The organism is Psychrobacter sp. UBA3480 (genome assembly GCF_002377945.1).
Taxonomy (GTDB): domain Bacteria; phylum Pseudomonadota; class Gammaproteobacteria; order Pseudomonadales; family Moraxellaceae; genus Psychrobacter.
Window position 1 is genome coordinate 367,636 of the sequence record NZ_DFQV01000020.1, and the last position, 14,765, is coordinate 382,400.

Consider the following 14,765-nt stretch of genomic DNA (forward strand, 5'->3'; position numbering starts at 1 on the left):
CAATTCCTTTTAAAAGAGTTACTGTGTCAACCTTGCTTGAAGTATTATTTATACCTCTGCGCTCAGCTGCATTGTAATTCTTCTAAATTAAATCAACTATAAGGGCTACATAGAATAGTTGGAAAATAAAGCGTATTTTAGCGCCTTTAGTACACTTTGACAATTCCCTTTAATGACTAATGATTTTCTTCAGATGATAAAGTAAATCATGCGCTTGCTTAGGTGTCAGGCTATCAGGGTCAATTATGCTCAGCTCATCTTGCAAGCTAAATAGCTGATTTTGTTTTGGATTGTTCAATGTGTCTGCCGCTTGAGTAGTATGACTCACTTCTTGATTGAGAGTAGCATCATTATAACTATCTTCCCGTTTATCCTTTACTGACTTAGCTAATTCATTTTTATCATCAACAGTTTTTGCTTTATCTACGGCTAAATGGTCTAACTGTAAGTTGTCTGCTAGATAGCGCTTAGCATCCTCTAGCACTTGGGTGGGAATACCAGCCATTTTTGCGACATGTAGCCCAAAGCTAGAACTCGCTGCGCCATCTTTAATTTGATGCAATAGCAATAACTGACCATCAACTTCGCTGGCTGCTACATGAACGTTACGGATATCAGCATGATGCTTGCCAGTACCATTCGTTAATTGGGTCAGCTCAAAATAGTGAGTGGCAAATAATGTCAGGCAACCAATTTCGACTAGGTGATTGACACAGGCATGGGCAATGGCCAAACCATCAGTGGTGGCAGTACCGCGGCCGACTTCGTCCATTAATACCAGTGATTTATTGGTTGCTTGATTTAAGATATTGGCTGTCTCGATCATCTCTACCATAAAGGTCGATTTGCCACCTGCCAAGTCATCAGCTGAACCAATACGCGTAAAGATACGATCAATGTCACCAATATGAGCACTAGCTGCTGGCACAAAGCTGCCGCAATGCGCGAGCAGTACAATCAGGGCGGTCTGGCGCATATAGGTCGATTTACCACCCATATTAGGGCCAGTAATAAGAAGCAGCCTTTCAGGATACCCATCACTACCTAGTGCACAGTCATTGGCGACAAAGTGGTTTGTACTTAGTGAATTACCGTTCCTGCTGTTGGCGTTGGTTTGATTCAATGCTGCTTCAACCACAACATGACGACCTTGACGAATATCAATGTTGGTTTGATTTTTGGCCACCGATTCGCTTTGGTCTTTTGTATGTAGCCCCATGATTGGGCGCTGCCAGTTATACGTCATGGCAAGCTGGGCCCAATTGCTTAGCACATCTAATTGGGCGATAGCCGCGCTAAGCTGTTGTAGGTCAGCCAAGTGTTGGTTTAATTGAGTGAGCAGCTCTTGATACAGCTGCTTTTCACGAGCTAATGCTAAGGACTGGGCACTTAGATATTCTGTCTCAACTTCCTTTAGCTCATCAGTGATAAAGCGCTCGCTACTTTTAAGCGTTTGTCGACGGATAAAGTGGGCAGGGGCATTCTTTGCCTGCATTTTGGGCAATTCAAAATAGAAGCCGCTAACTTTATTAAAGCCGACTTTTAGACTAGGTAATTGATTGTCTTGACGGGTACGCTCTAACATTTCGTCTAGCGTCGATTGAATATTGTCATGCAAGTGGGTAAGACGATCAAGCTCTTCATCGTAGCCCGCCGCTAGCATTCCTCCATCGCGGATATGCGCAGGTGGTTCAATGACAATAGCGCGCTCGATTAATTCGGCGACGGATTGAACAGCAGGTAGTTGATCTGGCAATTGCTGCATTAGCATTGGTAGCAGGCCAGCGTCTTCATGACTGATACCCGATGTTGTCAATAGAGTAGTCAGCTGTGCGCTACTAGCGATACCCTCGGCAAGTTTACGCAAGTCGCGGGGCTTAGCGCTCATCAGACCGATGCGACTACTAATGCGCTCAACATCACCGATGGCATGTAGCGTCTCGCGTATGCTCGTGACCAGTGTATTCTTGGTTACGCTATTTGCTAATGTTTGCTCAAGATTGTTTGGTGCATGTTCTGTATTCAATAGAGATGCTATCGCGTCCAAACGCATATTGATACGTGAATGTTGACGAAGTGGGCGCTTCATTTGCTGCACGAGTAAACGCTTGCCCATCGGAGTCTGACAGTGATTCAGCACAGATATCAAAGAAGTACCATTGCTACTAACAGGGGTAAATAGCTCAAGGTTTTGCTGGCTATTGGCATCGATAATTAGGTAGTCATCACTATACTCGACGATGAGTTGGTTGACTTGAGGCACGTGGCGCTGCTGGGTTTGGCGCGCATAGTGGATAAGCGCAGCACAGCTGGTTTGCGCAAGTGGAGCCTCAGCAATACCTAATCCATCAAGGCGTTGAACTTCAAACTGTTGGCAAAGGGTGTCGCTGGCATGCTCGCGATGAAAATCGTTGGCAGCGACTTCTATAATAGGGCAGTCCAAATTTTGTCGTAACCATAGTAGCCACTCTGCGTCAGTATCGCCAATACTATCGCTGAGCGCTTCACTAATGATGCATTCACTAGGCGCAAAACGCGCCAATACAGTCAGCATTTGAGTTTGCAGACCATCTATATCGTTTTTATCTGCTATTAGTGTCTGGGTAGTCAGTGTACCCGCGGCCAAATCCATCTGACTAACGGCTGCTTGTAACGTCTGGCTATTGTCTTGCGTTTTCATAGCTGCAATATCGATGGCGACCACAGTCGGCGTATGATTAGGTGCAATCAATGCGTCATCAGTAATAGTACCTGCGGTAAGCGTTTTAACCACTTCGCGGCGCATGATGCTACCAGCGGCAGATTTGCTTTTATCTTTCTTTTGCTTGTCGCCCATCGCAGGGACATTGGACTTATTATCAGCGTTACCAGTTGTCGATTCGTCAATTTGTTCGCATACGACCACTGTCTGCCCAGCCGCAATCAAGCGTGCCATATAGCTATCGGCTGCATGGAAGGGTACACCCGCCATGGCTATCGTGTTGCCTGCTTTATCCGTACCACGGCGCGTCAGTGTGATATCTAGTATTTGCGCCGCTCGCTTAGCATCATCAAAGAACAGCTCATAGAAATCACCCATCCGGTACAAGAGCAATGCTTGTGGATAGTTGGCTTTCATGGTTAGATATTGGACCATCATCGGTGTATGGTCTGCTAGGTTATAGACGGCATCGCCTATATTTAAGCAGTCAGAGGTCTCTTGTTTTGGTAATGGTTTTTCTGATGAAGTAGGATTTGACGACTGATTTTGTCCAGATGGCTTTACGGTCATGCAGAGTCTCTTATAGTACTTTAATGGGTTGTAATGAGTATTTTGTGATAGAGATACTAAAGGGTCATTTGTCTTATATATGAGTTTGATATATAGCTTTGGCTTTATCAATATGCCAGTTACTTATAGATAAATGGTTCCACGACAAATTTTGAGCCAAGATGCAGTGGTAGCAAACGTATAAAAATCAAAATGTGAAAAATAATAAAGTCGCTAAAAAAGCTAAGAAATTTAAGAAGGTATTCGCTATTTTAACACGTCCTACTAGGTTTTTACTGTGGCAAATATCTACTCGCTGCCCTTGTATCCATCAGCGTCATAACCATATATAATGACGGCACACTTAATTGGGCGATACTAAATTAGGTAGTACTTAGTCGGGTGATGACAAGGCAGAGAGCTAAGCTTTGGCTAATGCGCACTAATTATCGAATATTCCATAGGTCAAAAAATTATGTTATCAAAGATTATAGGCAGTGTGGTTGGCACTAAAAATGACCGCGAATTAAAACGCATGCGTAAAGTGGTCAGCAAGATCAACGCACGAGAGGCTGAAATACAAGCCCTGTCTGATGAGCAACTACAACAAAAAACTGAAGAATTTAAAGCCAGACATCAAAAAGGCGAAAGCTTAGATGCATTATTGCCAGAGGCGTTTGCTGTCTGCCGCGAAGCATCATTGCGTGTCAATGGCATGCGTCACTATGACGTGCAGCTGATCGGTGGTATCACCTTGCACGAAGGCAAAATCGCTGAGATGAAAACTGGTGAAGGTAAAACCCTAATGGGAACCTTGGCCATGTACTTAAATGCGATCAGCGGCAAAGGGGTTCATCTGGTCACGGTCAATGATTATTTGGCCGCACGCGATGCTGAGCTAAACCGTCCGTTGTTTGGGTTTTTGGGTATGACTGTTGGTGTGATTTACTCACAGCAGCCACCACAAGAAAAAATCGAAGCTTATCAAGCCGACATTACCTATGGTACCAATAACGAATACGGTTTTGATTATCTGCGCGATAACATGGTCTTTAGTCTTGCTGAGAAAAAACAGCGCCCGCTAAACTTTTGTATTATCGATGAAATTGATTCGATCTTGATTGATGAGGCTCGTACGCCGCTTATTATTTCGGGTCAAGCTGAAGATTCTTCACGCATGTACGCGTTGATTAATACGATTATTCCTGTGCTGATTCGTTCAAAAGACGAAGAAGCAAACAAGAATAACGAAGAAGAAGACTTCTGGATCGATGAAAAGAATCGCCAAATTGAGATCAGCGAAAAAGGCTACGAAAAAATCGAGCGCTTCTTAATCGAAGTGGGTGAGCTGGGTGAAAACGAAAGCTTATATAGCCCAAGTCGTTTGCCACTTTTGGCTCACGTTCAAGCTGCCATCCGTGCGCATCACGTGTTTGTCAAAAACGTTCACTATATCGTCGATGAAGGCGAAGTGGTCATCGTTGATGAAAATACAGGCCGTACCATGCCGGGTCGTCGCTGGTCAGAAGGCTTGCATCAAGCAGTAGAAGCGAAAGAAAACGTTGAGATCCAAGCAGAGAACCAAACGCTTGCAACCACGACATTCCAGAACTACTTCCGTCTATATGACAAATTGTCTGGTATGACGGGTACCGCTGATACCGAAGCGGCAGAATTCAAATCTACTTACGATCTAGATGTCATCGTGATTCCAACGCATGAGCCGATTGCTCGTATCGATATGGATGACCAGATTTTCTTAACTAAGTTAGGCAAATACAAAGGTATCATTCGCGAAATTAAAGAAATTCAAGCCAAGGGCGCGCCAGTACTGGTTGGTACAGCGACGATTGAGGCTAGTGAAGAGTTGTCTTACTTGCTTGACCAAGAAGGCGTTAAGCATAACGTTCTAAACGCTAAGCAGCACGAGCGTGAAGCAGAAATTATTGCACAGGCAGGTAGCCCAAAATCAGTCACGATCGCAACCAACATGGCAGGCCGTGGTACGGATATTATCCTTGGTGGTAACTGGCAGTCGTTTATCGAAGATATTGATGCGGTGAGTCCAGAAGAGATGCAGCGTCTAAAATCTCAATGGCAAGTCAAACATGACCAAGTTGTAGCAGCTGGTGGTTTACATATCATCGGCTCTGAGCGCCATGAGTCACGCCGTATCGATAACCAGTTACGTGGTCGTGCTGGTCGTCAGGGTGACCCTGGTATGTCACGCTTTTTCTTATCGCTTGAAGATGATCTGATGCGTATCTTCGCAGGTGATCGCGTGGTCAATATGATGCGTGCGATGGGCCTCAAAGAAGATGAAGCCATCGAACATAAAATGGTCTCTAAATCGATCGAAAACGCCCAAGGTAAAGTTGAGAGTCGCGATTTTGATGCTCGTAAAAACTTACTGAAATATGATGATGTTGCCAATGAGCAGCGTAAAGTTATCTATGGTCAGCGTGATGATTTATTAGCAGAGATGGATTTATTAGAAGCCATCGAAGTGATGCATCATGAAGTATATAACGCGATGATCAATCAGTTTATTCCGCCTGGCTCTATTGATGATCAATGGAATATTGACGGCTTAGAAGACGAGTTAGAAGACGAGTTCAAAATCTCGATGCCGATTAACGATTGGTTGGATGAAGATCGTCGTCTGGATGAAGAAGGGCTGCGTGAGAAAATCGTTCAAACAGCGATAGATCGTTATCATAGTCGCCGTGAGCAGATGGGTGAAAAGGATGCCGCTCAGCTTGAGCGTCATTTCATGCTACAGAGTCTAGATAAGCATTGGAAAGAGCACTTAACGCAAATGGATCAGCTACGTAAAGGGATTCATTTACGTGGTTATGCACAGAAGAACCCTGAGCAGGAATACAAGCGTGAGTCGTTTGAATTGTTCCAGATGATGCTTGGTGCGATTAAGTCTGAGACCGTACAAGACTTGTCACGTGTGCATATCCCAACCAAGGAAGAACTGGAAGCATTAGAAATCCAGCAACGTGAGAACGCTGCCCATATGCAAATGCAGTTCGAGCATGACGATGTAGATAACTTGGATAGCAATGCAAGTGGTTCAGCTGCTCAGCCGCAACCACAAAGCCGCAATCTAAACAGCGGTGCTGCCGCAGCTGGCGTTGGTGCTGCTATAGCAGGTAACGGTAGTAATGCTAATGAACCAAACCCATATGCAGGTATGAATATCAGTCGTAATGCAGCTTGCCCTTGTGGCTCAGGTCTTAAGTACAAGCAGTGTCATGGTAAAATCTAGTCGTTAGTCATAGCAAGTCATTAGCTATTTACTGAACTGCTATTAAAGCAAGCTCTTACCTAAAAAAGCCCTTATCTTAAGTAGATAGGGGCTTTTTCATATCTGTTAGATAACTTATGCAAACTTAAAACTTGCTAGACTAAGTCCAACAAACACTTTGTATTGATTACTTACAAATTCAGCATAGGCGTGAATTTATGGACACGCTATAGTGTTTAACATATTTATTTGGGAGAGTGTCATGAGTGTAGAATTCTTAAAAAAAGTACGCAGCTCAGTAGTTTTAACAAGTTTGTTGGCTGGCGCCTTGACGGTTAGTGCTTGTCAGCAACAGTCAGAGCCAGAGACGGGAATGGAAGAAGGTGCTAATACAGAAGAGTCCGTTCCAATGTCAGCGGAGCCTGCTGAACCTAGTGATGTCGTCGTCGATACCGAAGACGCTTCGCTTAACGAAGTAGAAGGTGATACTACTGCTTCAGTAAATAGCGCCGTCAAGCAGATGTCGTATCTATGTACACCTGAACTAAAAGTTGAGGCGACTTATAAAGAAGATGCTAATCAAGTTGTTGTCGCAACCGACATGGGTACAGTAACGTTGAACCAGACCAATGAAGGTAGTAATCCTGAAGTGTTTGAAGTGGCGACCGCAATTGATGGTGGTCAAGGCTTCACACAGTGGCGCGTAGGGCACGAAGCTCGTAAAACTGGCGTCATGCGTACTGCGGGTGCAGATGAGTCAAATGTTAATACATTCGAGTGTAATGAAGCCTCATAGTTGGTCTTCAATACTTAGTAAGTGATAAGCATTAAAAAAGCAACGCTAAGATAGCGTTGCTTCTTTATGTTGTGAAATAATCTTGATCAATCATACAAGCTCGTAGTGGTTAAACTATAAGCGCTTATTTCAACTTAGTCGTATCAGAATCATGAGCTAATAGACCTTCTTCAGTCACATCTAACTCTTCATGTCTGAGCTCTACTTGAATGCTGTCAGTATGTACATGAGTGCTCTTATTGATTTCGATGTCTTGGATAGCGTAGGTATCTTTGGTAATGGTAGCCACTTGGCGAGATAGCACAATATCAATCGGTGCATCGCCAATCTCTATTTGTTTACCATTAATAGTTACTACAGCTTTGCTATCCAAAGAAGGCTCGACGTGGCGCAATATGTCTTTCTCATCATAGTTACCAGAGAGTAAATCTTGGCTCTCCGCGTCATGGTACTCAGTACGAATGGTGATATATTCTTCTACCAACTCAATTGGCACTTCGACAGTTTTAGTGCGTGAATGCTTGGTAACGGTCACTTTACCCACATCTAAGCGTTCTTTGTTAATCACAGGACGTTCTTCTAATAGCTCTAAATGTCCAACATTGACGGTATTATTCGTCTGCTTCGTTGAGATATTTTGTTCTTTATCCAAGTCATCTTGGTAAAGGCTGTTTCCATTTTCAGTAGTCATTGTTATTCCTTTATAATTATAAAATGATGAGTTTTCAACAATCTAAAACGTTATATGCCAACTACATATATTAACTAGCTACATTGAATACTATAAACCATTCGCTCATATTATGAATACAAAAAAGACCAGAGACATGCTCTGATCTTAATGGCTAAACAGATGAGCTTAGCTACTTATTACTACCATGTTCAACTGACGATATAGGAAACTTATGTCGTTAAACTATGACATATTAGCATATTACATGCCACGAGCACGGCGTACATCTTCTGCTGTGATACCATCACGGTCTACTAAGTTACCTTCACGGTCAACCACGTTGCCGTCGCCATCAACATCTAGCTCTTCGCGTTGAATAGTCTCAATTAAGGTTTCAGTATGGTGATCGGTCGTTTTACCGACATTTACTTCTTCAGAAACATAGGTTTCTTTGCTAACGCGAGCACGTTCGGCTTGTAGTTCGACTTCAACTGTTTCGGTAGCATCGAGGTCGCCGATGCGGCGGTCTGTTGGACGATCTACGCTAGTACGTTGAATATTGGCATGTTCTTCTTCTAAATCTACATCGACATTACGTTCTTCAGTGACGACATGCTTACCTACTTTTACTAGACCAGCAACAATACGGTCTTTGTTGACTGTCAGACGCTCTTCTAATAGCTCTAGCGTATTTGGTGCGTCATAAGAATGATCGGCAATATCAACGCGATCTTCTACAGGGAGTGTATCGGCAGTAAATGCTTGACGATCTCTTTCGTACTGCTCTTTATAGCTGTACTGGTAATCGTGATCGTATACTTCCATGGCTTCTACTTGTGTTTTGGTCAAGCTATCAAAGAAGACATCATCACCAACGATACGTGCTAGACCTGCTGGTACTAGTACTTCTTTTGAACTAAACCAACCGCCTGCGTCTACGATTAAGTAACGGATGCGGCCAGTCGTATCTTCGACTAGGGCGCCTTCGATCTTACCGATTTTCTCTTCATTGATACCGTAAGCAGTTTTGTGCGTTGGATCATAATAGTCATCACCAATTAAATCTTGATGAGTAGCTTGAATATCTTTTAAACGGATTAGTTGACTCATTGTTATATTCCTTTTTTGCGAGTTTATTTTTTATAATGTAATGGTTAGTGTTGTTATTAATTTTTGGTAAAACCATATTTATTACAGTTAATGGTAAGCCAAATGAATAGCTTCCCTATCAACTTGTAGCTATCCTAACACCGTGATTTTTGATGAGATATATGAGCAAGGTAGCAAAGTGTGCGCTTGCAGTAATTGCGTGTAATAGGCTGTAAGTGGCATAACATAGGAGGGGGTAGAAGTTAACGAGTCTTTACACAGAGTAATATTTAACATTCATCGATAAAGATCAGACACAAAAAAACCGCATTACCATTAGCAATGCGGTTTCTCAATAAATAACGACTATATAACTATTATTCAGCTAACTTACTTTAAGTCAGTTAAACCTGCTTTATTTAAGCAAGCTCGATAGCAACGGCTACCGCTTCACCACCACCGATACATAGTGTTGCGATGCCTTTTTTGCCACCAGTACGTTTTAGAGAGTTAATAAGCGTAATTAGAATACGAGCACCTGAACAACCTACTGGATGTCCAAGGGCACATGCACCGCCTTCGATATTTACTTTAGCATGGTCAAGTTTTAACTCGTCCATCGCAGCCATAGTAACCATCGCAAAGGCTTCGTTAATTTCCCACAGATCTACATCATCTACTGACCAGCCAGCACCTGCTAATACTTTTTCGATGGCACCGATTGGCGCAATAGTAAATTCGCTTGGGTGACGTGAGTTTGAGGCAGTAGCAACAATGCGAGCTTGATAATCAAGGCCTTCAGCTTTCGCTTGTGACTCTTTCATCACGACGACTGCTGCAGCACCGTCCGAGATTGAGCTAGCGTTTGCGGCAGTGATTGTACCATCTTTAGCAAATGCTGGACGCAAAGTAGGAATGCGATCAGCGTTGGCAAGGGCAGGTTGCTCATCGGTATCAACAGTTTGCTCGCCTTTGCGAGTGGCAAACGTGACAGGCTCGATCTCATCTTTAAAGTGGTTATCTTTAATCGCAGTTAGCGCACGGTTCAATGACTCAATAGCAAACTCATCCATTTGCTCACGTGTATAGCCTTTTTCATCAGCCATTTCTTGAGCAAACATACCCATAAGCTTACCAGTATCAGCATCTTCTAGGCCATCTAAGAACATATGGTCTTTGACTTCTTTGTGACCCATACGATAGCCGCCACGTGAACCTGGCATGATATACGGTGCATTCGTCATTGACTCCATGCCACCTGCAACAGCGACGTTGAAGCTGCCCGCTTTGATACCATCATGCGCTTGCATGACTGCTTTTAAGCCTGAACCACAAAGCTTATTAATAGTGACAGCACCAGTCGCATCCGGTAGACCTGCTTTGCGCATGGCTTGACGAGCAGGGCCTTGACCCAGACCTGCCGTCAAGATACAACCCATGATCACTTCATCAACACTGTCAGCGCTAACACCTGAACGTTCGACAGCAGCTTTGATAGCGGCGGCACCCAGTTCGGTAGCACTCATGTCTTTTAGTGCGCCTTGAAAGCCACCCATTGGTGTACGTGCGCCGTTTAGGATTACAATTGCATCATTTGACATCGTTATTATTCCTTGTTGTGCGTTTTGATTAAGTATCTACCAAGAAACCAGATGCCGATTGGCTAGCTTTTGCTTATATTATAAGCATCTGTCTTCTTCAGTATGTGGTTTATGCTAGCTCATCTAATCGTATGCGTACCACTTTATCAGTAATGGTCTCTAACTTTTCAATTTTTTCGATAGCGAGATTCATCTGACTCTCGACCACAGGTAGCGTCAGAATAATCACCGGCACTTGACCTACTTTATGCGCAGGCTTTTGCAAGATTGCATCAATATTGATACCAGCATCACTTAGGATGCGCGTGATATCTGCCAATACGCCTGGGCTATCATAAGCATGCACACGCAAATAATATCCAGTTACCATCTGATCAGCGCGCAATATAGGTGTGTCCGATAGCTGGTCAGGAATAAATGCTAAATGTGGAACATGATGTCCAGTATTGCTCTGATCGTCGCGGTCTTTGCTACCCAGTACACGAACCAAATCCATGACATCGGCCATCACTGCAGAAGCAGTTGCACCAGCACCAGCGCCATCGCCGCAATAGAGTGTCTGCCCAAGTGGATGTGAGTTAACCAATACTGCGTTTTTCACACCATTGACGTTCGCCAATAGCGCATCTTGTGGAATAAGTGTCGGGTGTACGCGTAATTCAACCCCTGCATCACCATCGTTTTCGCTATCGCGGCGTACTGCAAACCCTAAATGCTTGATACGGTAGCCAAGCTCTTCGGCATAGTTCACGTCTTGCAGGGTAATGCCAGTAATACCTTCACAGTAAACTTTATCAAACTGTAGCGGGATACCAAATGCTATTGAGGCAAGTAGCGCCAATTTATGAGCAGCATCAATACCTTCAACATCAAAAGTAGGATCTGCTTCTGCGTAACCCAACTCTTGTGCTTCGCTTAATACGTCGGCAAACGGACGGCCCTTATCACGCATTTCAGTCATGATAAAGTTACCAGTACCGTTGATGATACCCGCGAGCCAGTCGATTTTGTTGGCAGCAAGTGCTTCACGCATTACCTTAATAATTGGAATACCGCCTGCTACCGCTGCTTCATAAGCAACATGCACATTGTTTTCTTCAGCGAAAGCAAAAATCTCATTACCGTGTTCAGCGAGTAGAGCCTTGTTTGCCGTAACCACATGCTTGCCGTTTTTGATGGCCTGCATAATGACGTCTTTGGCTAAGGTGGTACCACCAATCACTTCGATAACAATATCGACGTTGTCGCTTGCGGCAATTGCCATCAGATCGCTGTTTTGCATGATATTGGCATCAATATCATCACGCTGACGACGCGTACCAACTTCGGTAATAATAATGTCGCGTCCGCTACGGCGTTTTAGCTCATTTAAATTGTCATTGATCAGATTGATCACGCCCGTTCCGACGGTGCCCAGACCAAGTATCGCTAGTTTGATGGAATTACTCACAGTATCCTCAAGAGGTTAAATACAATGAAGTCAGTATAAGCGGTGACAGTGTCAAGTGAGTCTGCGACATCAAACAGAATGTCTGTGCGCATTGTCTAGTGCTACCTGCCTATCTACTTCATCGTAGTTGAATAAAAAAAGCTCAAATAAAAAGGGTGTTGCTCATTTTGCATCGCGCTTTATCGTATCATACCGACAAGGCATTGTGCCGTCTATACAATCTCATAAAAGCCAATGTTCTAAAGGCTAATATCATAAAGGCCAATGTTATAAAGACAACGTCATCAAGGTTATATCAGCTTACGATTATAAAAAAGCAGTAGCTTCAATCTTGTTTGGCATATGCATATGTCATTTATGCTTGATTACTCATATTAGTTACTAATACTGGTAATTCATATGATTAGTTAGCACCTACTGCTTGTGCCAATTCTGCTGCAGGTAAGTAGCCACCTACTTGTTGTCCTGTTTCGGTAAACACCGCAGGCGTACCGCGCACACCAAGTCTTGAACCTAGAGCCATATGCTCTTGTACAGGGTTAGTACAGCTAGGGGCTTGTACATTGGCACCGATTTTTGCTTGATCCATCGCAGCTTTACGATCCTGACTACACCAGATAGCTTCCATTTTTGGTACAGACTCTTGACTGCGTGGCCATGCCAGATAACGAACCTCGATACCGCGCGCATTGATATCATCCATTTCTGAATGTAGTTTGCGACAGTAGCCACAGTCTGCATCGGTAAAGGCATAGATGACGGCTTTAGTTTCACCTTTTGCTGGATAAATCACCATGTCTTTTTTATCGACGGCTTTTAGCGCTTCTTGTGCTGTCGTAGCAACTAGGGCGGCACTGATATCAACTGGAGCGGCATCACCCACAGCAATGATCTGACCTTGAATAATATGCTTGCCAGCTTTATCAGTAAAGAAAGAAGGTAGACCTTCAGCGGTCACCCAATAAATACCATCCATATCTGTCGGTACAGCTGAAACGATAGTTTCCTCGATACCAGAGTTCTTTAGATTCGCCTGTAACGCCTTCACCACGGTTGTATCATTACCAGCTGAAGGCTTAGTAGCAGTGGATTTTGTCTGTGCAGCGTTTACAACACTGGTATTGCTGGTTGCATCAGCGGCATTGTTTGAGCAGCCAGCAGCGATACCAACTAACAGCGCACTCATCATAAAACGAGATAGAACGGTACGAGAAAGAGGGTTACGCAAGGTGGTATTTTTGATAGTGGGGAACGGCATACGGGTTTCCTATAGGCGTCGCGCCTAATCATGAGTTCGTTATAAAAAGCACTATAAACTTGTCTATATAGTAATGTGTCTTGGCAGTGTTTTAAAGGTCTAACATTGAAGAAGTTTTTATAACTTATTGATAATAAAAGATAGGTAGTAACAGCCTTCATATTACCATATTTACGCCAAATAATAGCGAACGGAAGACTGCCAAGAAGTATCAACAAAGCCAACTTTAAAGAATAGCTATCAACATAAATTCAAAAAACAAGATACATTTGTGCTATTTAACATAGTTGCTTGAACTTGTAGTCTAAGGCTAATCGCATTGTTTTTATAAAAATCTATATAAAATGCGTTGTATAAACTATTTGAGAACGACTTACTTTAACAAATTTGCTTTAAGGAGCACACATGGCAGGTGCCAGTTTATTAACCTTACTCGATGACATCAGCGTCTTAATGGATGATGTGAGCGTCATGACCAAAGTTGCCGCCAAAAAAACCGCGGGTTTAGTTGGTGATGATTTAGCACTCAATGCCGAGCAGGTCACAGGGGTTAAGCCAAATCGTGAGCTCCCCGTCATTTGGGCAGTTGCCAAAGGCTCTGCCGTGAACAAAGTGATTTTAGTACCAGCGGCGCTATTGATCAGTTATTTTATACCGTGGTTGATTACTCCGCTATTGATGATCGGAGGGTTATACCTGAGTTATGAAGGGGCTGAGAAGGTCATTCACAAGTTTTGGCCGAAGTTGTTGCCTCATGATGAAGAGCAAAATGCTCGTTTAAAAGCCAACGCAGATGAGTCGGTAGATTTGGTCGCGTTTGAAAAGGACAAAATCAAAGGTGCCATACGTACAGACTTTATCTTATCAGCTGAGATTATTGTTATCTCTTTAGGCGCAATTACAGCAGCTGGTGGCGATATTGTCCAAAAAGGCATCGTACTTTCGATAGTGGCTGCTGTCGTGACCGTCGGTATTTACGGCTTAGTTGCAGGCATCGTAAAGATTGATGATGCGGGTCTGCATTTGATTGAAAACTCACAAGCAGGTGACAGTAAGCGCAAGTTTGGCGAGTTTATGCTTGCGGCTGCGCCAAAGCTTATGAAGTTTTTATCCATAGCAGGCACGATTGCGATGTTCTTGGTGGGCGGTGGTATTATCGTTCACGGTATCGGCTTTTTGCATCACAGTGTAGAAGACATTGCCCATCTTACTGGGGTATTTGAAGGGTTAACCGCGTCATTGTTAAATGGATTAGTCGGACTGATTGTTGGCGCTATTGTAGTAGCTATTGTTACTACTATTGGCAAAATGCGTGGTAAAGATGACACAGCGTCTTCTGCACACTAAGCTTATCTGCTTTCTATTGTCTCTCGTTTGAATTAGCAAGTAAGT

9 protein-coding genes are annotated in these 14,765 nt (G+C 43.5%); 3 read left to right on the top strand and 6 right to left on the bottom strand.

Features of this window, described 5'->3' with window-relative positions; genetic code table 11:
• Positions 1-169: 169 nt before the first annotated feature.
• Positions 170-3,271, bottom strand: coding sequence for a DNA mismatch repair protein MutS (mutS, locus tag B2863_RS08890; protein WP_296209449.1), 3,102 nt, complete (start codon positions 3,269-3,271; stop codon positions 170-172).
• A 454-nt stretch (positions 3,272-3,725) separates the two neighbouring features.
• Between mutS and secA the strand changes: the two genes are divergently transcribed.
• A complete protein-coding gene (gene secA / locus B2863_RS08895) occupies positions 3,726-6,527 on the top strand; it encodes a preprotein translocase subunit SecA (protein WP_057758220.1) in 2,802 nt (933 codons plus the stop codon).
• Positions 6,528-6,768: 241 nt separating this feature from the next.
• Positions 6,769-7,302 carry a hypothetical protein gene (locus B2863_RS08900; protein ID WP_296209452.1) on the top strand — a complete coding sequence of 178 codons (534 nt, stop codon included), beginning with the start codon at positions 6,769-6,771 and terminating at the stop codon, positions 7,300-7,302.
• A 124-nt stretch (positions 7,303-7,426) separates the two neighbouring features.
• Here the strand turns inward: B2863_RS08900 and B2863_RS08905 are convergent, their stop codons facing one another.
• The 5 genes from B2863_RS08905 to B2863_RS08925 form a co-directional block, all read right to left on the bottom strand.
• Positions 7,427-7,993 (bottom strand): YsnF/AvaK domain-containing protein, encoded by a 567-nt coding sequence (locus B2863_RS08905; RefSeq protein ID WP_296209455.1) that lies wholly within the window; start codon positions 7,991-7,993, stop codon positions 7,427-7,429.
• Between the two features lie 243 nt (positions 7,994-8,236).
• Complete coding sequence (locus B2863_RS08910; RefSeq protein WP_191114655.1) at positions 8,237-9,085, bottom strand: DUF2382 domain-containing protein; 849 nt, start codon at positions 9,083-9,085, stop codon at positions 8,237-8,239.
• Between the two features lie 398 nt (positions 9,086-9,483).
• On the bottom strand, positions 9,484-10,665 hold the full coding sequence (locus B2863_RS08915) for a thiolase family protein (RefSeq protein ID WP_102090797.1): 1,182 nt from the start codon (positions 10,663-10,665) through the stop codon (positions 9,484-9,486).
• Between the two features lie 109 nt (positions 10,666-10,774).
• Positions 10,775-12,115 (bottom strand): homoserine dehydrogenase, encoded by a 1,341-nt coding sequence (locus tag B2863_RS08920; protein WP_296209461.1) that lies wholly within the window; start codon positions 12,113-12,115, stop codon positions 10,775-10,777.
• A 403-nt stretch (positions 12,116-12,518) separates the two neighbouring features.
• Positions 12,519-13,373, bottom strand: coding sequence for a DsbC family protein (locus tag B2863_RS08925; protein ID WP_296209463.1), 855 nt, complete (start codon positions 13,371-13,373; stop codon positions 12,519-12,521).
• Between the two features lie 405 nt (positions 13,374-13,778).
• Between B2863_RS08925 and B2863_RS08930 the strand changes: the two genes are divergently transcribed.
• Complete coding sequence (locus tag B2863_RS08930) at positions 13,779-14,720, top strand: DUF808 domain-containing protein (protein WP_102090795.1); 942 nt, start codon at positions 13,779-13,781, stop codon at positions 14,718-14,720.
• Positions 14,721-14,765: the final 45 nt, after the last annotated feature.

Coding starts and splice junctions, on each gene's coding strand:
- B2863_RS08930 (WP_102090795.1), top strand. CDS start 13,779: ATGGCAGGTGCCAGTTTATTAACCTTACTCGATGACATCAGCGTCTTA.
- B2863_RS08910 (WP_191114655.1), bottom strand. CDS start 9,085: ATGAGTCAACTAATCCGTTTAAAAGATATTCAAGCTACTCATCAAGAT.
- B2863_RS08900 (WP_296209452.1), top strand. CDS start 6,769: ATGAGTGTAGAATTCTTAAAAAAAGTACGCAGCTCAGTAGTTTTAACA.
- B2863_RS08925 (WP_296209463.1), bottom strand. CDS start 13,373: ATGCCGTTCCCCACTATCAAAAATACCACCTTGCGTAACCCTCTTTCT.
- B2863_RS08915 (WP_102090797.1), bottom strand. CDS start 10,665: ATGTCAAATGATGCAATTGTAATCCTAAACGGCGCACGTACACCAATG.
- secA (WP_057758220.1), top strand. CDS start 3,726: ATGTTATCAAAGATTATAGGCAGTGTGGTTGGCACTAAAAATGACCGC.
- mutS (WP_296209449.1), bottom strand. CDS start 3,271: ATGACCGTAAAGCCATCTGGACAAAATCAGTCGTCAAATCCTACTTCA.
- B2863_RS08905 (WP_296209455.1), bottom strand. CDS start 7,993: ATGACTACTGAAAATGGAAACAGCCTTTACCAAGATGACTTGGATAAA.